This is a genomic window from Nonomuraea sp. NPDC003707 (assembly GCF_053587055.1).
Window position 1 is genome coordinate 65648 of the sequence record NZ_JBSFNK010000015.1, and the last position, 24527, is coordinate 90174.

Annotated in this window: 22 protein-coding genes; 11 read left to right on the top strand and 11 right to left on the bottom strand. The window is 69.6% G+C overall.

The window, feature by feature from the left end; all coding sequences use genetic code 11:
• The first annotated feature begins 76 nt into the window (after positions 1-76).
• The 4 genes from ACWDRB_RS34050 (at position 77) to ACWDRB_RS34065 (ending at position 4357) form a co-directional block, all read left to right on the top strand.
• The gene (locus tag ACWDRB_RS34050) at positions 77-370 is read left to right on the top strand and encodes an MTH1187 family thiamine-binding protein (RefSeq protein WP_192790536.1); all 294 of its coding nucleotides are present in this window, start codon (positions 77-79) and stop codon (positions 368-370) included.
• A 43-nt stretch (positions 371-413) separates the two neighbouring features.
• Complete coding sequence (locus ACWDRB_RS34055) at positions 414-908, top strand: SigE family RNA polymerase sigma factor (RefSeq protein ID WP_449900634.1); 495 nt, start codon at positions 414-416, stop codon at positions 906-908.
• On the top strand, positions 905-1999 hold the full coding sequence (locus ACWDRB_RS34060) for a hypothetical protein (RefSeq protein WP_449900637.1): 1095 nt from the start codon (positions 905-907) through the stop codon (positions 1997-1999). The genes ACWDRB_RS34055 and ACWDRB_RS34060 overlap by 4 nt, the downstream gene beginning before the upstream one ends.
• A 762-nt stretch (positions 2000-2761) precedes the next feature.
• Positions 2762-4357, top strand: coding sequence for an FAD-dependent monooxygenase (locus ACWDRB_RS34065; RefSeq protein WP_449900639.1), 1596 nt, complete (start codon positions 2762-2764; stop codon positions 4355-4357).
• Between the two features lie 526 nt (positions 4358-4883).
• On the opposite strand, the gene ACWDRB_RS34070 is transcribed toward ACWDRB_RS34065, so the two are convergent.
• The gene (locus ACWDRB_RS34070; RefSeq protein ID WP_449900641.1) at positions 4884-5516 is read right to left on the bottom strand and encodes a hypothetical protein; all 633 of its coding nucleotides are present in this window, start codon (positions 5514-5516) and stop codon (positions 4884-4886) included.
• Positions 5517-5657: 141 nt separating this feature from the next.
• Complete coding sequence (locus ACWDRB_RS34075; protein WP_449900644.1) at positions 5658-6803, bottom strand: hypothetical protein; 1146 nt, start codon at positions 6801-6803, stop codon at positions 5658-5660.
• 753 nt (positions 6804-7556) lie between these two features.
• Between ACWDRB_RS34075 and ACWDRB_RS34080 the strand changes: the two genes are divergently transcribed.
• Positions 7557-8999 carry a serine hydrolase gene (locus ACWDRB_RS34080; protein ID WP_449900646.1) on the top strand — a complete coding sequence of 481 codons (1443 nt, stop codon included), beginning with the start codon at positions 7557-7559 and terminating at the stop codon, positions 8997-8999.
• 286 nt (positions 9000-9285) lie between these two features.
• Here ACWDRB_RS34080 and treZ read toward each other — a convergent pair whose 3' ends face one another.
• Genes treZ through glgX form a run of 3 tightly spaced genes read right to left on the bottom strand, consistent with a single transcriptional unit; the run spans position 9286 to position 15209 of the window.
• Positions 9286-11004, bottom strand: coding sequence for a malto-oligosyltrehalose trehalohydrolase (gene treZ / locus ACWDRB_RS34085; RefSeq protein ID WP_449900649.1), 1719 nt, complete (start codon positions 11002-11004; stop codon positions 9286-9288).
• A complete protein-coding gene (treY, locus tag ACWDRB_RS34090; protein ID WP_449900651.1) occupies positions 10994-13096 on the bottom strand; it encodes a malto-oligosyltrehalose synthase in 2103 nt (700 codons plus the stop codon). Before treY ends, treZ begins: the two co-directional genes overlap by 11 nt.
• A 19-nt stretch (positions 13097-13115) precedes the next feature.
• Positions 13116-15209, bottom strand: coding sequence for a glycogen debranching protein GlgX (gene glgX / locus ACWDRB_RS34095; RefSeq protein ID WP_449900653.1), 2094 nt, complete (start codon positions 15207-15209; stop codon positions 13116-13118).
• A 193-nt stretch (positions 15210-15402) separates the two neighbouring features.
• Between glgX and mscL the strand changes: the two genes are divergently transcribed.
• Together mscL and ACWDRB_RS34105 are read left to right on the top strand one after the other, a co-directional pair.
• Positions 15403-15822: a large conductance mechanosensitive channel protein MscL gene (mscL, locus tag ACWDRB_RS34100; RefSeq protein ID WP_449900656.1), complete on the top strand. Its 420-nt coding sequence runs from the start codon at positions 15403-15405 to the stop codon at positions 15820-15822.
• A gap of 75 nt (positions 15823-15897) precedes the next feature.
• The gene (locus tag ACWDRB_RS34105; RefSeq protein WP_397369755.1) at positions 15898-16473 is read left to right on the top strand and encodes a hypothetical protein; all 576 of its coding nucleotides are present in this window, start codon (positions 15898-15900) and stop codon (positions 16471-16473) included.
• Here ACWDRB_RS34105 and ACWDRB_RS34110 read toward each other — a convergent pair.
• A complete protein-coding gene (locus ACWDRB_RS34110) occupies positions 16470-17381 on the bottom strand; it encodes a threonine ammonia-lyase (protein ID WP_355191355.1) in 912 nt (303 codons plus the stop codon). The genes ACWDRB_RS34105 and ACWDRB_RS34110 overlap by 4 nt on opposite strands.
• Before the next feature lie 44 nt (positions 17382-17425).
• On the opposite strand from ACWDRB_RS34110, the gene pip reads away from it, so the two are divergent.
• On the top strand, positions 17426-18397 hold the full coding sequence (gene pip / locus ACWDRB_RS34115; protein WP_449900658.1) for a prolyl aminopeptidase: 972 nt from the start codon (positions 17426-17428) through the stop codon (positions 18395-18397).
• Here the strand turns inward: pip and ACWDRB_RS34120 are convergent.
• A complete protein-coding gene (locus tag ACWDRB_RS34120; protein ID WP_350729939.1) occupies positions 18351-18899 on the bottom strand; it encodes a phosphatase PAP2 family protein in 549 nt (182 codons plus the stop codon). The genes pip and ACWDRB_RS34120 overlap by 47 nt on opposite strands.
• 92 nt (positions 18900-18991) lie before the next feature.
• Positions 18992-19294, bottom strand: coding sequence for a hypothetical protein (locus ACWDRB_RS34125; RefSeq protein WP_449900661.1), 303 nt, complete (start codon positions 19292-19294; stop codon positions 18992-18994).
• A gap of 78 nt (positions 19295-19372) precedes the next feature.
• Here ACWDRB_RS34125 and ACWDRB_RS34130 point away from each other — a divergent pair, with 78 nt between their 5' ends.
• Entirely contained in the window at positions 19373-20167 is a 795-nt protein-coding gene (locus ACWDRB_RS34130; RefSeq protein ID WP_449900663.1) for a universal stress protein, read from the top strand.
• Positions 20168-20284: 117 nt separating this feature from the next.
• On the opposite strand, the gene ACWDRB_RS34135 is transcribed toward ACWDRB_RS34130, so the two are convergent.
• Genes ACWDRB_RS34135 through ACWDRB_RS34145 form a run of 3 tightly spaced genes read right to left on the bottom strand, consistent with a single transcriptional unit; the run spans position 20285 to position 22587 of the window.
• Positions 20285-21400: a glycosyltransferase gene (locus ACWDRB_RS34135; protein WP_350729933.1), complete on the bottom strand. Its 1116-nt coding sequence runs from the start codon at positions 21398-21400 to the stop codon at positions 20285-20287.
• On the bottom strand, positions 21397-22368 hold the full coding sequence (locus tag ACWDRB_RS34140) for a glucosyl-3-phosphoglycerate synthase (RefSeq protein ID WP_350729931.1): 972 nt from the start codon (positions 22366-22368) through the stop codon (positions 21397-21399). The genes ACWDRB_RS34135 and ACWDRB_RS34140 overlap by 4 nt, the downstream gene beginning before the upstream one ends.
• Before the next feature lie 42 nt (positions 22369-22410).
• Positions 22411-22587: a hypothetical protein gene (locus tag ACWDRB_RS34145; protein WP_355191473.1), complete on the bottom strand. Its 177-nt coding sequence runs from the start codon at positions 22585-22587 to the stop codon at positions 22411-22413.
• Here ACWDRB_RS34145 and ACWDRB_RS34150 point away from each other — a divergent pair.
• Positions 22534-23418 (top strand): Gfo/Idh/MocA family protein, encoded by an 885-nt coding sequence (locus ACWDRB_RS34150; RefSeq protein WP_449901003.1) that lies wholly within the window; start codon positions 22534-22536, stop codon positions 23416-23418. The genes ACWDRB_RS34145 and ACWDRB_RS34150 overlap by 54 nt on opposite strands.
• Positions 23411-24526 (top strand): zinc-dependent alcohol dehydrogenase, encoded by a 1116-nt coding sequence (locus ACWDRB_RS34155; RefSeq protein ID WP_449900666.1) that lies wholly within the window; start codon positions 23411-23413, stop codon positions 24524-24526. The genes ACWDRB_RS34150 and ACWDRB_RS34155 overlap by 8 nt, the downstream gene beginning before the upstream one ends.
• Position 24527 lies beyond the last annotated feature (1 nt).

Sequence of the window (24527 nt, forward strand, 5' to 3'; positions counted from 1 at the left end):
TTGAGACCTGGCGGCTGTCGAGACTCGACGGCTCGTTAAGATCGGTACCCTCCGGCCCGCCGCAAGGAGGCACGCAGTGATCGTCGCATTCTCCATCACCCCGCTGGGCGTCGGCGAAGGAGTCGCCGAGCCCGTCGCCCGCGCCGTCAAGGTGGTCCGCGACAGCGGCCTGCCCAACCGTACGGACGCCATGTTCACCACGATCGAGGGCGAGTGGGACGAGGTCATGGACGTGGTGAAGCGCGCGGTGGACGCGGTGGCGGAGGTCGCGCCCCGGGTCAGCCTGGTGCTCAAGGCCGATCTCCGGCAGGGGGTCACCGACGGCATGACCAGCAAGCTCGAGTCCCTGGAACGCCACCTCTCCGAATAGCCGATTTTCCAACCTTGGACCCTTCGGCGAAGTTGTTTTATGCATGGACCGTTACGAGGGGTTCCACGAGTTCGTACGAACCCGCCAGCAATCGCTGATGCGGACGGCGTACCTGCTCACCGGGAACGCCCACCTCGCCGAGGACCTGTTGCAGACGGTCCTCACGCGCGTCGCCTCCCACTGGGCCAAGCTCGCCAAGGGTGGCAACCCCGAGGCGTACGCGCGCAAAGCCCTGGTGAACCAGACCATCTCCTGGCGCAAGCGCAAGCGGATCGAGGTCTCTGAGGCCGAACTGCCGGAGTTCGCGGCGTCCGGGCAGCCGCACGACGAGGCGACCGTACGCCGGATCGCCCTGCTCCACGCACTGGCGCGGCTCACGCCGAAGCAGCGGGCGCTGATCGTGCTGCGCTTCTACGAAGATCGCACCGAACACGAGACCGCGCAGCTCTTGGGCGTCTCGGTCGGCACCGTCAAGAGCCAGACCCACTATGCGCTGTCGAAACTGCGCGCGCTCGTCCCCCAGGAGGTGTACCGGTGAACCCGCTGCGCGAAGACCTGCACGCGCTGGCCGAACAGGCGCCCGCCGTCGATCTGGCGGCCCAGGCGATGCGGGGCGCCCGCCGTCGGCGCGCCACCCGCCTGGCCGTGGCCATCGCCGCGGCGACCTGCCTCATCGCGGGCGGCGGCACCGTGCTCCTCCAACAGCTACGCCCCGAGCCCCCGGTCATGCTCACCCCGCCGGAGACGACGGTCTCTCCGCTGCCCCCGGAAGGCGTCGGGCCGATCGAACAGGGGTACCGGCCGGAATGCCGCACCACCACGTGCGCGAAGAACGCCTGGCGGCTCGTGACCCGCGACGGCGACACCTACGAACTGACCGCGGCACCGGAGACCGGCCCCCTGGCGGTCACGGCGGACGGCCGCCGGCTGGCCTACTACAGCTCGAAGCAGCGCACGATCGTGGTGCGCGACCTGGCGAGCGGCAAGACCTGGAAGTCCCCGCTGAAGCAGCCCGCGGAGGACTTCTCGAGCTCGGCCGAACACACCCTGCGACTGTCGCCCAGCGGGCTGCGGTTCATCGTGTCGAGCTGGGGCGGGCGGCGGGAGCCCAACAAGCTGGTGGACGTGGAGCGGGGCACGGTGTCCGACCTCCCGCGCGGCTGGTGGCCGGTGAGCGTGTCGGACGGATCCGGCCCCGTCGTGCTCGTCAAGCCGTACGAGAACTCCAGCCAGGTGCGGGTGCTCGGCCACGACCCGATCACCATCCCGGACTTCACGTACGACTACAGCACCCTCGCCCCCGACGGCCGCACCCTCACCCGACTGGGCCAGACCTACGACCCGAACCGCCGCCCGATGGTGCAGCTGGACGGCTCGATCGTCGTCTTCGACCCGGTGCGGGGCGGCCGCGAAACCCGAGTCCCGATCTCCGGCATCCCGGAAGGGCTCCAGCCGTCGGGGCTCGGCGGCTGGCTGAACTCCACCGAGGTGACCGTGGTCGCCACCCCCGAGTCACCACGCGGACCCAAGCCGATGGTCTACGCCATGGACGTACGAACCGGCAAAACCCGAGAACTCTTCACCCTACGCAACTACGGAAAAACCCTGGTCCCAGGCCTGGTCCACTAACACCAACCCCCCACACCCACCCACCAACCCACGGACCCGCCCACCCCATGCGCGGGTCCACCTCACCCCCACAACATCGGCATCCACCACAGCGCACTCGCCCCACACCCCGGCACCCGCCGCGCACGTCCCACCCCACACCCCCGTACCGGCCGTGACACCCCCCACAAACCCCGACACCGGCCGAACCGCACACCTCCGCCCCTGCCAGCCGCACCCACACCCCCAAGCTCCGGCGCCAGCCGGGCCGCACACGCCTGACTCCGCACCCCTGACAGCAGCGCACATGCCCCAGCACTGGCCGAACCGCACATCCCGCCTCCGCCCCCTGCCAGCCGCGCACCCACACCCACAAGCCCCGGCACCGGCCGCGTCCGCACCCCCACCACCCACAACCCCCGGCACCCGGCACCCGGCCGGGGCGCGTACACCCCCGCCTCCGCGCCCCTCCCACCGCGCACACCCACGCCCACAAGGCCCCTGTGCCGACCACGCAGACCCACAAGTAGCCCTCGGCGCCGGCCGGGCCACGCACACCCCACAGCCACAACCCCTCCGGCGCCGCCCAAGCCGTGCGCATCCCGCACCCCGCTCCCCCTCGCACCCCGGTATCCCCGCACCCGCAGTTCACATCCCCACCCCAACCCAATCCCCGCTCCCCCACCCCCCATAACGCGATATGTCTTGACCGCCTCCCCTGACGCGACATATCGTGTCCTCGACCATAGACGCGATACTACGCGTTCCCGGAGGTGGACAAGCATGGAACAAGAGCGGGTGCCCGTCCTGGTGGTGGGCGGTGGGTACGCAGGTCTGAGCACGGCAACACTCCTGGCTTGGCGCGACGTACCCGTCATGCTGGTGGAGAAGCACCCAAGCACCTCGATCCAACCCAAGGCGTTCGGTGTCGGCCCGCGAGCCATCGAGCTGCTGCGCCCCGTCCCCGGCATCGAGCAGGAGCTCCGCGAGACCTGGGCAGGCATCGGGGACAACATGCGGATAGCGATCGCCAAGAGCTTGGCCGACCCGAACCCCCACATGATCATCAACGATGAGCGGGAGGAGATGGCCTTCCTGGCCGACATCACCCCGGCGGCGCAGGTGGGAGCGCCCCAGGCCGCGATCGAGCAGCTGCTGCGGTACACGGCAGAGGAGCTGGGCGCCGACCTGCGCTTCTCCACCGAGCTGGTCTCACTGGAACAGGACGAGGACGGCGTGACCGCGCTGATCCGCGACGCCGACGGCGACCGCCTCGTACGGGCCGACTACGTGGTCGCCGCGGACGGCTACCGGAGCCCGCTCCGCCGCCTCCTGAACGTCCCCACCTCAGGCAAGGGCGAGCTGGGCCGGATGTGCTCGATCATGTTCGACGCGGACCTGAGCGGGCTGGTACGCGAGCGCGAGGTCACGCTCTGGTACCTGCAGAACGACCTCTTCACCGGCGTGATCGTGACCGGCACCGGCGTCGGGGCGCACGTGCTGGGCGTCAACTACTCCGACGGCCAGAGCGAAGCCGACTTCACCGAGGAGCGCTGCAGAGAGCTGGTACGCATCGCGGCCGACCAACCTGACCTGGACGTCCAGTTACTGGACAAGACGTCGTTCACTCTGGGGCACGTGGTGGCCGACACGTACCGCGCCGGCCGGGTGTTCTTCGCCGGGGACGCCGCCCACACCATGCCGCCGACCGGCGGGCAGGGTGGCAGCACCGCGCTCCAGGACGGCTGCGACCTCGCCTGGCGGCTCTGGCTCGTCGTCACAGGCCAGGCCGGGCCCGACTTCCTCGACACGTACGACGCCGAACGCCGCCCGATCGGCACGCTGACGGCCGACGCCCAGCTCGCCAACCTCGGCGTACGCATGCCTCCAACCGCCCGCGTCGGCTACCCGGAGCCCCTCGAGGACTTCATGAGCGTCATCATCGGCTACCGCTACCACTCCACAGCCATCCTGGACGAACCCGGCGACGACGGCTCCATCCTGGAGGACCCACGCGTACCCACCGGCCGTCCGGGCAGCCGCGCCCCACACGTGGTGCTCGACTGGGAGGGCCAGCGCATCTCGACCATCGACCTCTTCGGCTCCGGCTTCGTACTGCTGGCCGACAGACAGGGCGGCCAGGCCTGGATGGACGCCGGACGTCTGGTCAAGGAGCGCCTCGGCGTCCAACTCACGCGCTTGGTGGTGGACGAGGAACTGAAGGACGTGGAGGGACACTTCCGGAAGCGGTACGGCGTCAGCGGGGGCGGCGCCGTCCTGGTCCGACCGGACGGCTACGTAGCCTGGCGCTCCCCCGGCCCCGTCCCAAACCCGGCAGCCACCCTCGACCAGATCATGACCCAACTCCTGAGCCGCTAGCAGCCATCCCCCAACCACTCAGAGCAGATCCCAACCCACCCCCCAACCACCCCAAACCAGATTTCCGAGCCATCCCCCCGGCCACCCCAAACCAGATCCCAATCCCCTAACCACCTCGAACCAGGTCCCGAGCCATCCCACCCGACCACCTCGGGCCAGACCCGAACCATCCCACCCGACCACTTCAAACCAGGTCCCGAGCCATACCACCCGACCACTTCGAACCGCCGCGACCGGGCCCCGCCCCGACTTCCGCGCCCGGATGGATGGGGACCGTTGGCCATGTCCGCTGTCCGTTGGCCGTTGGCTGGTTGCCGTTGGCCGATGTCCGTTGGCCGATGCAGGTTGGCCGATGGCTAGGGATCGTTGGCCAATGCCCGTCGTTGGCCGTTGCCCGTTGGCCGTTGCCTGTGGCTGGTGGCTGGTGGCGAGTGCTTTCGATCACTGCACTAGCCCAATTTCACTCAATTGGGCTTTAGCTGCTGGTCCAACCGATCTCGAACGGGACAGACCACACAGGACCGGCTCAGCCGAGCAGCAACTCCTCTCGGCGAGCCCGCAACCTGTCACGGAGCTGCGCCAGTTCCCGGCAACGGTCCTCGAGCTGCTCCGCGATATGCCCGACACCACTCATCTCCTGAATGCCGTCTTCCGCTATCAGGCCGAGTGCCTCCATCTGCCGGACGAACTCGCCCACCGTCCCCCGGCCGTGCAGGGCCGCGAGACCGGCCGCACGGGCCCGTTCCCGAGCAGGCAGCTCCACATCCAGCTCGGCGAGCAACCGCCCGATCTCCAGCAACTCGGCACCTCGGGGATCGGCCGATGCGGCCACTCGCTGCTCTTCACGTGCCAGCAACTCCTCGTAGAGCTCCCGCGCCGGACCCACCTCGGCCAGGTCCCGTTCCACCTCCGCGAGCGCTGACGTGTACGCGCCCAGCCTCGTTTCCGCGACGGCTACCTGCTCTTGATCCCACACCTCGACCGCATCGAGCTCCCGCCGGGCCTTTCTCACGAGGGCGACGACCGCCGTGCGGCGCTCGCTCAGCCCCTCCCAGCGACGCGCCCGCCGACGCGCTGTACGCAGATCTTCATCGATCATCTCAAAGGGGATCACGTCACTTGGACGGTCGAATGTCTCGATTCGGTTCAGGACGAGCATGCACTTTTATTAACAAATCCGGTCAGAACAGGCATCACTCCTGTCCTTCCCCTGCTCTCCTGCACGTGAGTGCGTAAGAGGAGGGTGTCCGTCGATGCCGTAGCCGGGTCGCGCCTGGGTCGCTGGGGCCCAGGGTCGGGCTCAGGCTGCTGCACGTTCGACCTCCGCGCGTGGGGGATGAGCGGGGGTCGGAGTCGGTGCCATGGCCAGGATCGGGGCTGGCCTCGGCTCCGTGAGCGGAGCTTGCGGGACGGCTCGAGTTGGTTCGAGAGGGTGTTGCGGGGTCGGGGATGTTGGAGCGAATGGGGCTGGGAGTGAGGGGGTGGGTGGGGTTGCGGGGTGGCAGTTGATCAAGGTGAGTGAGGGGTGGGCGGGTTTTTGGGTGGCGCATAGCCAGTCGTTCAGGGAGCCGGGGAAGCCGGATGGTGGGCCGACCTTCAGGCAGGTGATCTGGCCGGCGCCTGGTGGTGGGCCGATCTTGAGGCGGCGGATGGTGCCTGTGCGGCCCAGTTCGCCCTGGTCCGCGTCGTAGGGCGTCAACTGGACGCCGAAAGGGAGGCCGCCGTCCGGCTGGTCTGTGGGGCTTATCTGGAGGAAGTCGTCGATTTTGCGGTCGGTGGCCTCCGGGTGAGTGGCTACGTAGGCCAGGTGGTCTGTGACGAGGCGGTGGGCCACTGTGCGGAGGAGGTTGGTCGCGCACAGGTTGTGGGCGCAGGCGGCGCCGTCGAGGGTGATCTCGGGGAGGGCGAAGCGGCGCAGGCCTCGGGATGTGACGCGCAGGCAGTCGCACACGCCCATGTCGGACGGGTCCCAGGGTGGACAGGTCGCCGCGTCGTGGACCTGGACGTCCCAGGACAGCCAGTCGTCGGTGAGGCGGAAGTCCGGGGGCTCGCCTGCGCATCTTCCGCAGGTGAGGATGTTGGTGCCTGTCAGCGGGTCGATCAGGAGGCCGTCGCACTCCCTCGCCAGGGCCCGGGCCGTCGCCCTCGCCGTCTGAATGCTGGTCGGAAGCTTGTGCGAGGGTGCGGTCGTGGACACCACCACGTGTTGGCCGGTGCGGCGTAGGCGGCGTCTTTCCTCGCTTGTGAGGTTGGTCGCGGTTGGTTTCCAAGGAGTCTGGTGGTGGGTCACCGTCAAGGAGCCGCTGCCTGCTGCGGTGATCGCGGCTCTTCTGTACGGGCCGGCTATGCGCCAGGGCACGAAGGAGTCGACGTCGAACGGCAGGTGCTCCGTGGCCACGATGAAGAGGGAGGTCAGCGTGGCGGGCAACGGCAGGATGATCTTCATGGTGAATGTACTCCGGGTTGTCTGTCTCTGGCTCCGCACGAACCGTGGTGTTGAGGATGTTGGTGGGTTGGGGTGTTGAGGGTCGTCACGGCGTTTGGGGTCGCGGCGAGGCGCTGTTGGTGGTGTCGCGGTATGGAAGCCGCGATGTTGAGGGCTTGCGATGTTGGGGGGTGCTGGAGGCGCCGGGAGTGCCCGGGGTGTTGGTGGGTGTAGCGGTGTTGGGGGTGTCCGGGACTATCCGGACGTCGGGCGAGTTGGGGGTCTGGGGCGTGTCGGGGTGTCGGGGTGTCGGGCCGGTTGAGTGTCCGGCTGGTCGGGGGCTTCTCGCGAGTTGGGGGTGTCCGGCCGGTTGGGGATGTCCGGCCGGTTGAAGGTGTCTCGCGAGTTGGGGGTGCCCGGCGTATTGGGGGTGTCCGGCGTATTGGGGGTGCCCGGCGTATTGGGGGTTTCAGCGGGTGTTTGGAGGGTCGGGGTTGGTGGGGCACTCAGGATCATCGGTGATCGCGGGGGGCTTGGGCGGGGTGGAACGGGGTTCTGTGGATAAGGCCTGGGGCTGTGCTCGCCCTTGTGGATGACGGTCCGCTCCGGCAGTTGTGGGTGGCCGGTCACCAGGCTCGTAATCCGCATCGGTGGGCGTGATGTGCCGGAAGAGTCGGCCGTGCGCTCGGCGCGCCGGAGGATGGCGCTGCTCGTCAATGCTCAGGCGAAGTAGTTTTGCGCCGCGCCGGCTCGCTCGCTGGCTAGAGTGGCGCGGTGAACCTCTCAAGATCCAGAAATCGAAGTCGAGGTCTCGCCGGGCTCGCAGCCGCAGCCGTACTGCTGGGCGGTCTGGTCGCGCCGCCTCCGGCTGCCGCAGCAGAGGACGACTCCGCGAGCGTGCTCGCGCATCACTTACGCCGGGCTCTCGACCATTCGCAGTTCGAGCAGGTCCTGGACACCAATCCGCCGACCGGCGCGGCCGAGTTGAACGCGCTGCGGCAGGACAGCGTCGACAAGGAGGCCAGGAAGCCGCCGAAGAAGGCTGACCTGCTCGCGGCCGTCGCGGCGGCCGAGCCGATCTCGCAGCAGCCGCAGATCGACCTGACCGTCATCGAGCTGAACCGGGCGGGCCGCCCCGTCTCCTCGGGCACCGTGCTGATGAGCCCGCAGTATCCGGACGGGAAGGTCGTACCGGTCGACCGCAATCTGCACACCACCGACGTCCGCTGGCGGCAATGGGACGACGCGGGCTGGTACGCCAATCACGGCCAGGGCACCATCGACGTGGTGCCGGGCCGCGAGAACGCCTCCATCGACTTCATGAGTCCGTACCCCGCGTCGGTGCTGAAGCTGATGGTGGCCTTCGGGGTGCTGCGCCTCGTGGACCAGGGGCAGATCTCGCTCGACGACACCTACAACTACGAGCCGATCGCGCCGATCAGCTCGCTGTGCGGGCCGGGCAGCAGCAACACGATCCGCGGCTACCTGGACGCCGCGCTCACCTGGTCGTCCAACAACGCCGCTTGCGCCATGGTCAAACTGCTGCACGACCGCGCAGCCGTCGACGGCCTCAACCAGACCTTCCAGGACCTGGGCCTGGAGACCCTGCAACTGAAGAACACCAACCCGAACACCGGCGGACGCTGGGGCAACCCCGTCACCATGAGCTCGCTCGACACGGCCAAGCTGCTGATGCTGGTCAACGGCGGCCTGGGCACCCTGTGGACGGCTCCCAACGGCACCGGCGTCACCGCCGCCGTCCTCAGCGACGCCTCCCGCGAGTTCTTCAAGAGCAAGCTCGGCGACCAGGGCATGAACCTCACCCTGTCGACCACCAACTGGTGTGGCGCCGCCTACCCCGCCCCGGGTATCCCGCAGCTCACGCCCTCGCGTTGGATCGGCGCCGACGGCACCGTGACCGTCCCCGGCCAGGGCATCGCGTACGGCCGCGACGTACGGCCGTGCAACGACGCGGCCGAGGTGACGTACGCCCACAAGAACGGCTGGGTGAACAACTCCGGCGCTGACGCGGGCATCGTGAAGGCCCTGCCCGGCAAGGGAGGCCGCACCTACGTCGTCACCATGTTCTCCAACCTCGGTTACCAGTACGTGGACTCCAACCGCCCGCCGACGGGCGCCGAGAACGTCTGGTTCACCGAGAAGCTCGCCAAGCTGGGCAAGGTCATCGACGACTACGAGAAGCGGCGCTATCCCTAGCGCATGAGACCTTGGCCGAGCGGGGCCTGCCCAGCCCGGGGCAGGCCCCAGCGCTGAGCAGGCCCCAGCGCTGGACAAGCCCCAGTGCTGGACAGGCCCCCGTTGCGCAGGCTCGCGCTGGGTAGCCCGCGCTGGATGCAGGTGCGGGGCAGGTGCGCGGAGAGCGTGAGAAATAGTCTCGGGGTGGGGCCGGTAGGGGCGCTACGGATGCCGGCCGGCGTCACCGCGTGATCGGGCCGCGCCGGAGAACCCGTCTGACGCCCTGCGCCCCCACCACGAATGGCTGTCACTGAGCCGAGTGGGGTTTGCAGATGGCCATGGATTGGGCGGGAAGGCGCAGGGAGCGGCCGTCCGCCATGACGGGGTCGTCCGAGGCCAGCAGCACCGTTCCAGAGGGCACCGGCACCCTGGCCGGCTCCTGGGCGAAGTTCACCGCCACCGCCAGCGCCCCCCGCCACATCACCAGCCACTTCCCCAGCGGATCCACCTCCACCCTGACCCGGTCCATGCGCGGGTCGGACAGCTCGGGCAGGGCCTTGCGCAGGGCGATCAGGTCGCGGTACCAGCACAGCAGCGACCAGTGCTCCTCCTCCTTCACCTCGCTCCAGTCCAGTTTCGAGCGCAGGAACGTGTCCTCGTCCGACGGGTCGGGCGCGTCCCAGACGTACCCGAACCCCTCGAACTCCCGCTCCCGGCGCGCCGCCTCGCTCTCCCGCAGCGCGGTCTCCAGGTGATCGGAGAAGAACAGGAACGGCGTGCGCGCCCCCCACTCCTCCCCCATGAAGAGCATGGGGGTGAACGGCGAGGTCAGCAGCAGGCCCGCGCCCAGCTTGAGCGCGGGGACGGGCAGGCGGTCGCCGCCGGGGCGGTTGCCGATCTGGTCGTGGTTCTGGAGGCAGGCGACCAGCCGGTGGCCGGGAACGCCCGTGAAGGGACGGCCGTGGGAGCGGCCGCGGAAGGAGGAGTAGGTGCCGTCGTGGAGCAGTCCCGAGGTCAGCACCTTGGCCAGCGCCGACAGGGAGGCGAAGTCGGCGTAGTAGCCGTGGGACTCCCCGCTCACCGCGCAGTGCAGGGCGTGGTGGATGTCGTCGCACCACTGGGCGGTCATGCCCAGGCCGCCGGCGTCGAGCGAGCGCACCATGCGCGGGTCGTTCAGGTCGGACTCGGCGATCAGGGACAGCGGGCGGCCGAGCGAGCAGGCCAGCGCGTCCACCTCCCCCGACAGCTCCGCCAGCAGGTGTTCGGCGCGGCGGTCGTGCAGCGCGTGTACGGCGTCCAGCCGCAGCCCGTCGATGTGGTAGTCGCGCAGCCACTGCACCGCGTTGCCGATGAAGTACCGCCGCACCTCGTCGGAGCCCGGCCCGTCCAAATTGACCGCATCGCCCCAATAACTGCCCTTAAATCCGGAAAAATAGGGAGCGAAGGGGTGCAGGAAGTTCCCCGACGGGCCGAGATGGTTGTAGACGACGTCCAGGATGACCCCGATCCCCGCCTGATGGCACGCGTCCACGAACGACTTGAGCCCGTCAGGCCCCCCGTACGTCTCGTTGACGGCGTACAGATCCACCCCGTCATAGCCCCAGTTCCGCCCCCCGGGCACGGGCGCGACCGGCATGACCTCGACGAAGTCGACCGACAGCTCCACCAGGTGCGGCAGCTTCTCGATGGCCGCCGAGAACGTCCCCTCCGACGTGAACGTCCCCACGTGCAGCTCGTAGATCACCGCCCCCCGCAGGTCGCGGCCCTTCCACTCGTGGTCGGACCACGTGAAGCGAGCGTGCTCGTACACGGCGCTCTGCCCGAAGATCCCCTCCGGCTGCCGCCGCGACCGCGGATCCGGGTACGGCCCTTCGCCGTCCACCTGGTACGCGTACCGCGTGCCGTGCGAGGCCCCCGCCACCTCGACCGACCACCAGCCCCCCTCCCCACGCGACATCGCGTGAGGTCCGCCCGCGGCGAACAGTTCGACAGCCGTGGCCTTCGGTGCCCAGACCTCAAAGATCATGTCGCTCCAGCAGTGAGACCGGATACTGACCGAGCAGGTGCGCGAGCGGGATCCGCCCCGTGTAGAGGCCGCCGGTGAGCAGGTCGCGCCAGATCCCGCCGGGCAGCGTCAGGGACGTGGTGCCCCATCCGCACCGGGCCAGACGCGCGGGAAGCCGGGTGGCGACCGCGACGGCCTGCGGCCGCTCCCCGCGGGCGAAGGCGATCACGTGCGACGCCGCCGGCCCCTCCGCCCACAGCGGCCGGTACGGCGCCGCTCCCCCGAGACGGCGGCGCAGCCGCAGCGCCTGCGCCGTCACCAGCAGCTTGGCCGCGTCCCACGCGGTCTCGGGTTTGCGGGGGTATGTCACCGGCCGCCGGTTGTCCGGATCGACCAGCGAGAAGTCGGTCGTCTCGTTGCCCTGGTACACATCGGGCACCCCGGGCATCATGAGCTGCACGAGCTTGGCCCCGAGCGAGTTGGACATGGCGTAGGGCTCGATCCGCGCGGTGAACTCGCCGACGGGCTGCCGCACCGCCGCAGCCGCAAACTCCCGCAACCCACGCTCATAGGACGGATCCGGATTTATCCAGGAAATGGCGGTCTTGGCCTCCCGCGCCGCCTTGAGCAGGTAGTCCGTGAACCGCTCGACCGAGATCGGCCAGGCCGCCATGAGGTTCTGCCAGCCCAGATAGTCCAGATGGGGATCGAAGCGCACCGAGGCCGACCACGACGCCACCGCCGCGGCCCACTCCTCGGGCAGCTCCGACAACACCGACAGCCGCGCCCGCACGTCCTCCGACCGCTTCGTGTCGTGCGTGGACAGCGTGGTCATCGTGTACGGCCGCAACTCGGCGCAGAAGTCGTGGAAGTCCTCCACCGCCACCCCGAACGCGTCCGGCTCCCCGCCCACCTCGTTGAGGCACGCCAGCGGATACCACCGGTAGAGCGCCGTGTCCTCCACACCCTTGGCCATGACGGGCCCGCACGCCTGCTGGAACCGTACGACCGCCTCGTCCGGGCCGTACAGGACCTCGCGGGCCAGCGGCAGCACGGCGGGCGAGCACGCCTCGGCGGCCAGCTCGACGATCTCGACGGACTCGGGCGGCGGCGGCTCGCCGGGCACCACGTACGCGCGATAGACCGGCATCGCGGCGAGCAACTCGCGCACGGCGGCGGGGTCCTGAGCGGCGGCCCTGGCCAGGCGCGCGACCTCGGCGCCGAAGAACAGGTCGATCACCTCCCGCTTGGCCTGCGCCATCACGGGCCGGTACTCGGAAGGTTGCCCGGTTATATCGGCAAAAAGCTGGACGAGTGGAGCTTTGCCGTCGGGATCGACGAAGAGCCCGTTCACCCGGTTGAGCACGTCGTAGCCGCTGGTGCCGTCGCAGGCCCAGTCGCCCGGCAGCCGCTCGGGTCCGATGAGGATCTTCTCGACCACGGTCCAGGTATCGCCCGCCCTGGCGCGCAGCCGTTCCAGGTAGCCCCGCGGGTCGGCCAGCCCGTCGGGATGGTCGACCCGCAACCCGTCCACCAGCCCCTCGTCGAGCAGCCAGAAGATCACCTCGTGCGTGGCGAACAGCACCGACGGATCCTCCACCCGCAGGCCGATTAAGGAGGACACGTCGAAGAAGCGCCGGTAGCCGGGCCCCTCGCGCCAGTCGACCAGCCGGTAGCGGCCGGGATAGGGGTAGGTGTGCCCGTGGTAGCGCACCACGTCGCCGTGCACGTACGGCTCCGTGTCGTCGCCGAGCACGGGCAGCGCGACCTTCCCGTCCTGCCAGTCGATGTCGAACCAGCTCGCGTACGGCGAGGCGGGCCCGTCCTTCAGCACGGACCAGAACTGCGCGTTGACCGTGTTCATGTGGTTGGGCACGATGTCCACCACGATGCCCAGGTCATGGGCGGCGAGCTGCTGCGCCATCTCCCTGAACCCCGTCGCCCCGCCGAACTCCTCCCTGATCCTGGAGTGGTCGGTGACGTCATAGCCGTGCCGCGACTCCGGCGTGGACTGCAGGATCGGCGACAGGTAGACGTGGCTCACACCGAGGTCGCGCAGGTAGCCGGCGATCTCGGCCACCTGGGCGAAGCCGAAGTCGGGGGTCAGCTGCACCCGGTAGGTGGAGGCCGGCCTAGACACGGCGCAACACCCGCACACTGCGTCCGGGCACCTCGATGGCCTCCCCGCCGCGGCACATCGGCGCGTCGAGCATGATCGGCATGGCGGTGTCGATCTCCGTGTGCCACATTTCGCCGTAGTCCTTGGGGATCGTGAACTTGATCATGTCGTAGTGCGCGTTGAACAGCAGCAGGAACGAGTCATCCCTGATCGGGCGGCCCCGCCGGTCGGGCTCGGTGATGGCGTCGCCGTTGAGGAACACGGCCAGCGACTTCGCGTATCCGACGTTCCAGTCGCCGTCCGTCATCTCCTCCCCGGACGGCGTGAGCCAGGCGATGTCGTTGAGCCCGCGTACCGGCTTGCCGTAGAAGAAGCGCCTGCGGCGGAAGACCGGATGCCGCTTGCGCAGCGCGGCCAGGCTCTGCGTGAACTCCAGCAGCAGCCAGTTCTCCCGCACGTCGGACCAGTCGACCCAGGTCAGCTCGTTGTCCTGGCAGTAGCCGTTGTTGTTGCCCTTCTGCGTGCGGCCGAGCTCGTCGCCGTGGGAGAGCATCGGCACGCCCTGCGACAGGAAGAGCGTGGTCAGGAAGTTGCGTTTCTGCTGCTCGCGCAGCGCCTCGACGGGGTCGCCTGCCGGGCCCTCCTCGCCGCAGTTCCAGGACCGGTTGTCGTCGGTGCCGTCGCGGTTGCCCTCCTTGTTGGCCTCGTTGTGCTTGCCGTTGTACGAGACGAGGTCCTGCAGGGTGAAGCCGTCGTGGCAGGTGACGAAGTTGATCGAGGCCGCGGGACGGCGGCTGTCGTCCTGGTAGAGGTCGCTCGACCCGGTGAACCTGGACCCGAACTCGGGCAGCGTGGCCGCCTGCCCGCGCCACAGGTCGCGGATCGTGTCGCGGTAGCGGCCGTTCCACTCCGTCCACCGCGACGGGAAGTTCCCGACCTGGTAGCCGCCCGGCCCCACGTCCCACGGCTCGGCGATCAGCTTGACCTGCGACAGCACCGGGTCCTGCTGCACCAGGTCGAAGAACGAGCTCAGCCGGTCGACCTCGTGCAGCTCCCGGGCCAGCGTCGAGGCGAGGTCGAAGCGGAACCCGTCGACGTGCATCTCGATGACCCAGTAGCGCAACGAGTCCATAATCATCTGCAGGACGTGCGGCGAGCGCATGAGCAGGCTGTTGCCCGTGCCCGTGGTGTCCACGTAGTAGCGCGGGTCGTTGTCGACCAGCCGGTAGTAGTCGGGGTTGCCGATCCCCTTGAGCCCCAGCGTGGGCCCGAGGTGGTTGCCCTCGCCGGTGTGGTTGTAGACCACGTCGAGGATGACCTCGATGCCCGCCTCGTGCAGCGCCCTGACCATGGCCTTGAACTCCAGCACCTGCCCGCCGCGCTGCCCCTGGCTGGAGTAGCGGTTGTGGGGCGCGAAGAACCCGATCGAGTTGTAGCCCCAGTAGTTGGACAGGCCGCGCTGCTCCAGGATGTGGTCGGTCACGAACTGGTGCACCGGCATGAGCTCCAGTGCCGTGACGCCGAGCTTGGTGAGGTGGTCGAGGATCTCGGGGTGGCCGAGCGCCGCGTACGTGCCGCGCAGGTGCTTGGGGATCTTGGGGTGGCTGACCGTCAGCCCCCGCACGTGGGCCTCGTAGATCACGGTGTCGTGGTACGGCGTCGCGGGCGGCCGGTCGTGCCCCCACCCGAAGAACGGGTTGATCACGATGGACCGCGGCACGTACGGGGCCGAGTCGGCGTCGTTGCGCGTGTCGGGCTGGCCGAACCGGTAGCCGTAGACCGCCTCGTTCCAGGCCACGCCGCCCTCGATGGCCATGGCGTACGGGTCGAGCAGCAGCTTGGCCGGGTTGCAGCGCAGCCCGCGCGCCGGCTCGTACGGGCCGTGGACGCGGTAGCCGTAGCGCCGGCCCGGCCCGATCCCCGGCAGGTAGCCGTGCCAGATGAACCCGTCGACCTCGGTCAGCGGCACCCGCGACTCGACGTTGTCCTCGTCGAACAGGCACAACTCGACGGCGTCCGCGACCTCGGTGTAGAGCGAGAAGTTCGTGCCCGCGCCGTCGTAGGTCGCCCCGAGCGGATAGGGGTCTCCCGGCCAGATCTCGATCATCGAGGCTCCCTTGCGGTCTCTCCCCATGTTCCGTTCCCCCGCTCACCCGGACAAGCCGCTTTGTTCCTTCCCATCCTCACCAGGTCGTTATTCCAGTTGAACGAGGTGAGCCGTCCCCGACGGCGCGGCATCAGAGGCGGCCGACGCTCAAAGCATGGTTTGCCGGCGCCGATCCCGGCAACGTGGTGGTGCCATGGGCGGCTTCAAGAGCTTCTTACTTCGCGGCAACATCGTCGAACTGGCCGTGGCGGTGATCGTCGGCGCCACCTTCAGCGGCCTGGTGCAGGCGCTCGTCTCCGACCTGATCACTCCGCTGATCGGCGCCGTCACCGGCGGCAGGCAGCCGAACTTCGCCGAGTACTCCTTCACCGTCAACGGCAGCCGGTTCAAGTACGGCGACTTCCTCAACCACCTCCTCACCTTCCTGATGGTCTCCGCCGTCGTGTACTGGCTGATCGTGGCCCCGATGACCCGGCTGATCAGCCTGCTCGACCGGAACAAGGACGCCACGACCAAGCAGTGCCCCGAATGCCTCACCGACATCCCCGCCGAGGCCCGGCGATGCGCCGCCTGCACGGTCGAGCTGGTGCCGGATTCGGAGAAGCCCGCCTAACTTTGTCCGGCACGGCTTTCCGGTACATGGGTGCCGTGTCGCGCGAGTACGGTGCTTGTCCGTCAAGATGGACCGATGAGCGTTGAGTTGATGGTGTGGGACGAGCCGGTGCCCATCAGCAGGGACCAGGCCCGCGCCACCTATCTGGCGGTCAAGCGGGACTCCCCTGTGACCGGGGAGGCACCCGACGTCGCCAAGGAGCTGCCCGGGGAGGTCACGATCTACCCGGGCCATGTGCTGGTGACGATGGACCTGGACACGATGGACGAGATGTCCGCGCAGGTGTTCACGATCGCGCGGGCGCACGGGCTGGTCTGCTACGACCCTCAGCGCGACCTGGTGCACAACGTGGCGCCCCTGGGGGTCTACGAGGGCATGCAGCTCCACACGGGCGACGGCATGCTCGTCCACGACCCGGACCTCGGCCTGATCCACGACGTCCTCGCCACGCTGACGGCGCAGAACCCGTTCGTGGCCCTGGTCAACTTCGGGCGGCACTTCCTGCAGGTGTCACCCGGCTACGAGCTGGAGTACAAGGAGGGCACGCTCATCCGGACCATGGTGCCGGAGCTGGCGGAGGTGCAGGCCGCCTTCAACGAGTACGCCACGGGCGACCGCTCGTTCCTGACGCGCCACGAGTGGGCCTCCTAGATCACCTGCCTGAACAGCTCGGGGTCCACGTTCCCCCCGGACAGCACGACCACCGTGCGCCCGGTCGCGACGCGGCCGGACAGCAGCGCCGCCGTGGTGACCGCCCCGCTCGGCTCGGCCACCAGCCGGGCCGAGCGCGCCAGGTGCCCCATGGCGGCCTTGATCTCGTCCTCCGACACGGTGACGATCTCGTCGACCCGGCGGCTGATGTGCGCGAAGGTCAGCTCGGACAGCGCCGTACGCAGCCCGTCGGCGACGGTCCGGAACGTCCGGGCCGTCCCCCACTCCACGGGGTGGCCGGCGGCCAGGCTCTCGGCGGCGTCGGCGGCCAGCTCCGGCTCGACCCCGATCACCCGGACGTCGGGCCGCAGCGCCTTGACGGCCGTGCCGACCCCGGACGCGAGCCCTCCGCCGCCCACCGGCACCAGCACCACCTCGACGTCGGGCAGATCCTCGACGATCTCCAGCCCGACGGTGCCCTGCCCCGCGATCACCGCCCGGTGGTCGTAGGGCGGCACCAGCGTCAGCCCCCGCTCCGCCGCCAGCTTCTCGGCCACGACCTCCCGCTGCTCGGGCGGCACGACGACGACCTCGGCACCCCATCCCTCGATGGCCGCCGTCTTCACTCGGGGCGTCCCCTCGGGCACGACGACCACGCACGGCACCCCGAACTCCCTGGCCGCGAAGGCGAGGGCCTGCCCGTGGTTGCCGGACGAGTGCGTGACCACGCCGTCGGGCCGCAGCGAGGCCACGGCGTTGTACGCGCCCCGGAGCTTGAACGCCCCGACGGGCTGCAGGCTCTCGGGCTTCACCCACGCCTCGCCCATCCGCACGAGCGGCGTCCGCACCGCCACGCCCTTGATCCGCCCGGCCGCCGTCCGAATGTCGTCGATCGTCACCAGCTCCATGCGATCACCCTACGGGCCGCCGGGATGAGGCAGGATCGGAGACTATGAGAACGCTGTACCCGCCCATCGAACCCTACGAGTCTGGCCTGCTCGACGTGGGAGACGGCAACCAGATCTACTGGGAGGTCTGCGGCAATCCCGAGGGAAAGCCCGCTGTCATGCTGCACGGCGGCCCCGGCGGCGGGTGCTCTGCCAAGCACCGGCGCCAGTGGGACCCGGAGCGCTACCGGATCGTCCTGTTCGACCAGCGCAACTGCGGCCGCAGCCTGCCCCACGCCAGCGACCCCGCCACCGACCTCGCCGCCAACACCACCTGGCACCTCGTGGCCGACATGGAGAAGCTGCGCGAGCACCTCGGCATCGACAGGTGGCAGGTCTTCGGCGGCTCGTGGGGCAGCGCGCTGGCCCTGGCGTACGCGCAGCGCCACCCCGACCGCACGACCGAGCTGATCCTGCGGGGGATCTTCACGCTGCGGCCCCACGAGCTGCACTGGTTCTACCAGGACGGCGCCTCCTACCTGTTCCCCGACCGGTGGGAGTCGTTCCTCGCGCCCATCCCCGCCGAGGAGCACGGCGATCTCATGGCCGCCTTCCGCAGGCGGCTCGAAGGGCAGGACGGGGAGGCCAGGCTGGCGGCGGCCAAGGCGTGGGCGCAGTGGGAGGCGGGCGCGATCACGCTGCTGCCCGACCCCGAGCTCGTCGCGTCGTTCGGCGAGGACAAGCTGGCCGTCTGCTTCGCCCGCATCGAGAACCACTACTTCCACCACAGCGGCTGGTTCGAGCCCGAGCAGCTCATCAGGGACGTCGACAAGATCCGGCACATCCCCGCCGTGATCGTGCAGGGCCGTTACGACGCCTGCACGCCCGCGGCCACCGCCTGGGACCTGCACAAGGCCTGGCCCGAGGCCGACTTCCACATGATCCACGACGCCGGGCACGCCTTCAGCGAGCCGGGCATCCTGGACCGGCTCATTGAGGCGACAGACGGGTTCTCGCAAGCCGTACCGCAGGGGTGACGGCCCCCACCGACAGCAGCGCGAACAGCGGCGCCAGCGCCAGGCCGAGCAGGAACCCCGCGGCCACGTCGTGCGGATAGTGCACGCCCACGAAGACGCGGGAGAAGGCCATGACCGCGGCCAGCGGCAGCACCACCCACGCGAGCGCCCGCCAGGCGAGCACGAGGGTGGCGGCGGCCCCGGCCGCGATCACCGAGTGGTTGCTGGGGAAGGACCAGTCGCCCGAGGGCGGGCAGGCGGAGATCGTCGTGACCCCGCCCCGGCACGGCCGGTCCTCCCTGATGACGGTCTTGACGACCTCGCTCACGACGTACGCGAACACCACGCCGGCCGGACCCGCGATCACCAGTGCCAGGTCGCGGGCCGGAGCCCGCCACGCCCGGAACGCGGCCGCCGCGTACAGCGCCACGAACAGGAATAACCCGGCATCCGTCCCGACTTCGGCGAGGGTGTGCAGCCACCCGGGCGTGGTCAGGGCGAAGTCGACGATGTCGCGGTACACGTGTGTCCAATCCGTGAATGGGCAATGGACACGACCTTACGAACTCCCGCGGTCAAACGCCTCGACCATAAGGCCGAAAGTCGGGAAACGTCCTAAGAAAGAAGTTTGCGCGCGAGGGCGGCGTGCTGCATCTCCAGCTCGGCCCTGGTGATGAGCCCCCGGTCGAACGCCTCGGAGGTGGCGTCCCGCTCGGCGACGTAGTAGGCGGCCATGATCTCGCTGCGGAGCGGCGTGAACCCGCGCTCGACGCAGGCGGAGAAGATGGTCACTTTCTGCTCCACGGTGTCTGCTGCCACCGTGCAGGCCAGATCCCGCTCTTTGAGCTGTTGAACCGCTTCACGGAGAGTGACCGGACCAAGGGTCCCGTTGAAACTGATGTCGAGGGTGATCTTCACTTCTTTGCCCTTCCGATGGTTTACAACGTTCCGATCAAGGCCGCGTATTCCCAGCTCAGAGCGGGTAGGAGGGCTCTCGTGATCGGAGAGCACGTGATCGTCGGCTACACGAACGACCCGGGCGGGCGCGACGCCCTGGCCCTGGCCGCCGCGATCACCCGGGTCACCGGCGGCGAGCTCACGGTCGCCACGATCTACCCGCCGGGCAGCCCGGGGCTGGCGGTGGAGGCGCAGGCCAACCTGGCGCACGCCGCGGAGGAGCTCGGTCCGATCCCCGCCGGCTACCTCACGTACGAGAGCAGGGGCACAGGACGCGGGCTGTCGGTGCTGGCCAGCCGTATCAGGGCCGACCTGATCGTGGTCGGCTCGGCCGACGGCGGCCGGCACGGCCGCATCACCATCGGCGCCACCTCCAACCACCTGCTCCACCTGTCGTCCGAGGCGGTCATGCTGGTGCCCGCCCGGTACGTCCCGGACGACGGGCCCGAGCGCCTGACGCTGGCGTACGTGCACCGGCCGCAGTGCGACGAGGCGGTGGAACGGATGGCGCAGGCGGCGCTGCGGCTGGGCATCCCGCTCCGGCTGATCACCCTCGACCTGCGCACGGAGGATCCGGGCAAGCTCAGGGACGACCTCGCGCTGGCCGTGCGGCTGGCCTGGGAGACCACCGGCATCGAGGCGGAGTCGGAGGTGGCCGAGGGCCACGACGTGACCGCCGCGCTGGCGGACGTGGAGTGGCTGCCGGGCGAGCTGCTGATCTGCGCGGCCAGCGAGGACGCGCAGCCGCACCGGGTGTTCCTGGGCGAGCTGGCCATGAAGGCGCTGCGGGCCGCGCCCTGCCCGGTCATCGTGCTCCCCCGCGGCTTCGCCTGACACCGCGCCTGATACCGCGCCTGATACCGCGACTGATACCGCGACTGACACTGGCGCGCGGAGGCGCCCGAGCCGGCTCCCCGACCGGCTCGGGCGCCTCTTCAGCGCGGCACGAGGTCAGCGGGCCGTGGCGGCCTCGTACAGCTCCAGGTAGCGCTCCGCCATGACGGACGGCGAGAACCGTCGGCGGGCCTCTCTGCGGCACTCCTCCGGGTCGATCTCGTCCACCCGCAGCACCCACTCCGCCAGCTCCGCCTCGGAGTCGGCCAGGAAGCCGGTGCGGCCGTGGTCGATGATCTCGGGCAGGCAGCCGCGGCGCAGCCCGACCGGCGGCACCCCGAGCGCGAGTGCCTCGACGACGGCCGTGCCGCCGGGCTCGTCCCACTGGATGGGGAAGAGCGCGGCCCTGGCCTTCGCGTAGAGCTGGTCCCTGGCCTCGCCGCCCACGGCGCCGACCCACCTGACCAGCTCCCCGTCGAGGTACTGGGACACCTGGTCGAGGTGGTAGCGGACGTCGGGATGGCTGTGCAGGGGGTGGTACGGGTTCTGGACCACGTCGTCCAGCTCGGCGGGGGTGTTCCGGCCGCTGACCGGCCCCGCCAGGATCAGCGGGAGCCCCAGCTTCTGGCAGATCCTGGCCGCCACGTGCTGGCCCTTGAGCCCGCAGATCCGGCCCATGACCAGCATGTACTCGCCCCGGTCGACCCGCAGGTCGCGGTCGGCGAGCGGGCTGGCCAGGTAGACGGCCCCGAGCGAGGCCGCCCGCAGAGCGTCGGGGGCGCGGGCGAGCTGCGACTCCGAGACGCCGTTGACCGCGATCGACGGCGGGAACGCGCCGTAGAACGCGGGATGCTTGCGCAGGTCCCAGTGCAGGGTGTGCAGGACGGGCGGCCCGCCGAACGCCGACAGGACCGCCGGCCCGACCACCTCGACGTGGTCGTGGACGAGGTCGATGTCGCCGCGGGCGCGCAGCTCGGCCGCCACCCTGGCCTGGTGGGCGTGCGCGATGCCCATGACCTGGTTGTACGGCTTCTGCAACTCGGTGAACTGGCCGTCGTCGTACACGCTGATCAGCTCGTCCACCTCGAGCGTGCTGGACCCGACGGAGGCCAGGACGACCTCCACCCCGCGCTCGCGCAGCGCGGGCACCAGCGTGGCCACGACGTTCTCGATCCCGCCGTAGCCGGGGGGCGGGACCGCGAGCCACGGCCCCGCGTTGACCAGGACTTTCATGCCACATCCTCCTCTTGTACGAGGGAGGCGAGCGGAGGTCGCTCCGCCACGGCCACGTCCACCAGGTCCGCCCCGTCGATCCCGAACTGCAGCATCGTGTGCGCGGGGCGCTGAGCCGCCAGTACGCGCCCCTGGCGCTCCAGGCGTGACCAGGCGGTGAGCATGATCTGCCCGGCCATCCGGCCGAGCGCGCTCATCGACTGGTGCGTGTGCGTACGGCTGCCCAGGTCCACCTGGGCCATCGCGTCCAGGCCGACGAGCTGGAGCAGGTCGACGAGGAGGCCGAACTCCACCCCGTACTCGGTGACGAAGGGCACCTGCTCCAGGACCTCGCGCCTGGCCGCGTACTCTCCGCCGAGCGGCTGGGCGAACCCGGCCAGCTCCGGCCAGAACATATTGATCAAGGGTCGGGCGACCAGCTCGGTCACCCGGCCACCCGCGGCGCGGCGAACCACGCCGTCCTCGCCCGTGAACGGACGTTCGTAGGTCGCCTTGACGAAGCTGATGTCACTGTCCACCAGCAGCGGCCCCACCAGGCCGGACACGAAGTGGGCGCCGAAGTTGAGCAGATCGGCGTCCACGAACACGACGATGTCGCCCCTTGAGGCGGCCAGCCCCTTCCACAGCGCCTCCCCCTTGCCCGTCAAGGGCGGCAGGTGGGAGAGCACCTGGTTCTGCGCCACCACGCGGGCGCCCGCCTCGCGGGCGCGTTCGGCGGTGGCGTCGATCGAGTTGGAGTCGACGACGAGGATCTCGTCGACGAGCGGAACCCGTTCGACGAGGTCGCGGCGGATCACACGGACGATGTCACCCACTGTGCGCTCTTCGTCACGAGCAGGCAGGATGACACTTACCGTGGTGGATCCCTTGGCCAGCATCAAGGCGTCGACCGGCCACTCGGCTGCCGTGCTCGAGTGCGGACCGTACCATTCCTGGATTCTGGCCAAGGCTCGCAGGTTTCTCTCCATGCAGTAAGCCCCGATCTCACGAGGTCACGACTTCTGCCCGATCTATGCGCCTTTGAACCTCTTTGTTTGATGGCGATCAGATGTGGCATATGCCGGAATGTGTCCCCAATGACCCGCGTCGGCATCATCGGTGCCGGAAATGTCGCCGCTCGCCACGCAGATGTACTGTCCGGCTTCCCAGATGTCTCGATCGCGGGAATCGCCGACATTGATCTCCACAGGGCCGAGGCTTTGGCCTCCCAGCACGGCGCCCCCGCCTATGGTGACCATGCCGACCTACTCAGCGCCGGCGGTCTCGATGCTGTTTACGTCTGTGTGCCTCCTTTCGCGCACGGCACCCCCGAACATGATGTTCTGGCGTGTAATCTACCGTTTTTTGTGGAAAAACCCCTTTCGCTCGATCTCCAAACCGCAGAAAACATCGCGTCCGAAATCGAACGGAGATCGCTGCCGACCGCGGTCGGCCATCACTGGCGTTATCTCGACATCATCGAACACGCCCGTGACCTGCTCGCGGAGCGCCCCGTACGGCTCGCCCTGGGCCACTGGCTGGACAAGGTGCCGCCGGTCGCCTGGTGGCTGAATCCGAACATGTCCGGCGGCCAGATCGTCGAGCAGGCCGTCCACGTGCTCGACCTCGCCCGGGTCCTGGTGGGCGAGGTGTCGATGGTGCACGCCGTCCCCGCCGCCAACCACAGCGACGGCGAGGTGGACCGGGCCACGGCGGCGGTCCTGCGCTTCGCCGACGGCGCGGCCGGGCTGCTGGCCACCTCCTGCCTGCTCACCCAGAAGCACCGGGTGGGGCTGGAGGTGTGCGCCGACGGCCTCGCGCTGGAGCTCAGCGAGACGCGGCTGCTGGTGGACGGCCGGCGGGTGATCGAGGACGACGGCCAGGCGAAGACGCGCGTGGACCGGGAGTTCATCAACGCGGTGCAGGGTAAGGAGGCCGACGTACGCGTACCGTACGGGGAGGCGCTGCGGACGCACCGCCTGGCGCTGGCCCTCGCACAGTCCGCGGCGGAACGGAGGCCGGTGGTGCTGGATGAGTAGTGTGCTCAGTATTGAGGCACCGGGGGAAGTGTGCCTGGTCGAGGAGAAGTTGCCGGGCATTCCCGAGGGCGGGTTCATGCTGGCCACCACCCACAGCGGGGTCTCGGCCGGGACCGAGCTGACCTACGTCAAGGGCACCAACCCGTACCTGTCCTCGACCTGGGACCCGGCGCTCGGGCTGTTCGCCGAGGGCACGCCGTCGATCGCCTACCCGGTGCGCGGCATCGGCTACATGCAGGTCGGCCTGGTGGTCGAGACGCGTACACGGGCCGTGAGCGAGGGTGCGCTGGTCGCGATGTGTTACGGACATCGCACGGCGTACGTGGCGGACCCGATGGCCGACCGGTTCGTGGAGCTGCCGGACGACCTCGACCCCATGCTCGGCGTCTACGTCGCCCACATGGGCCCGATCTGCGCCAACGGCCTCCTGCACGCCGCGCACGACCTGCACGGCCCGGCCGTGCAGCGGCTCGGTGACGGCGTGCGCGGGCGGCGGGTCGCGGTCGTGGGAGCGGGCGTGGTGGGGCTGCTGACGGCGTGCTTCGCGATGGCCTGCGACGCGGCCGAGGTCGTGGTCGTGGACGAGACCCCGGCCAGGCTGGCGATCGCCGCGGCGCTCGGCGCGAACGTCCTTGCCGCCGACGTGGATCCCGACGGGGATCCCGCCGTGGACCTGAAGCGCCGCTGGCGGCACGGCCGCGACGACCGGGGCGCCGACCTGGTGTTCCAGTGCCGCGGCCAGACCAGGGCACTGGCCCTCGGGCTCAGGATGCTCCGCCCTCAGGGCACGCTGGTGGACCTCGCCTTCTACACCCAGGGCGCGCAGGAGGTGCGGCTGGGCGAGGAGTTCCACCACAACGGGCTGACGCTGCGCTGCGCCCAGATCGGCCGGGTGCCGCGCGGCCTGGCGCACTCCTGGGACAGGGAGCGGCTCTCGCACGAGACGATCGCCCTGCTCAGGCGGTACGGAGGGCGGCTACGCGAGCACGTGATCACCGATGTCGTCGGGTTCGCCGAGGCCCCCCAGTTCCTGTCCGACCTCGCGGCCAGACGCCGGCAGACCGTCCAGGCCGTGCTCAGCGACCACGTCGAGGAGGAGGGCGGCTGAC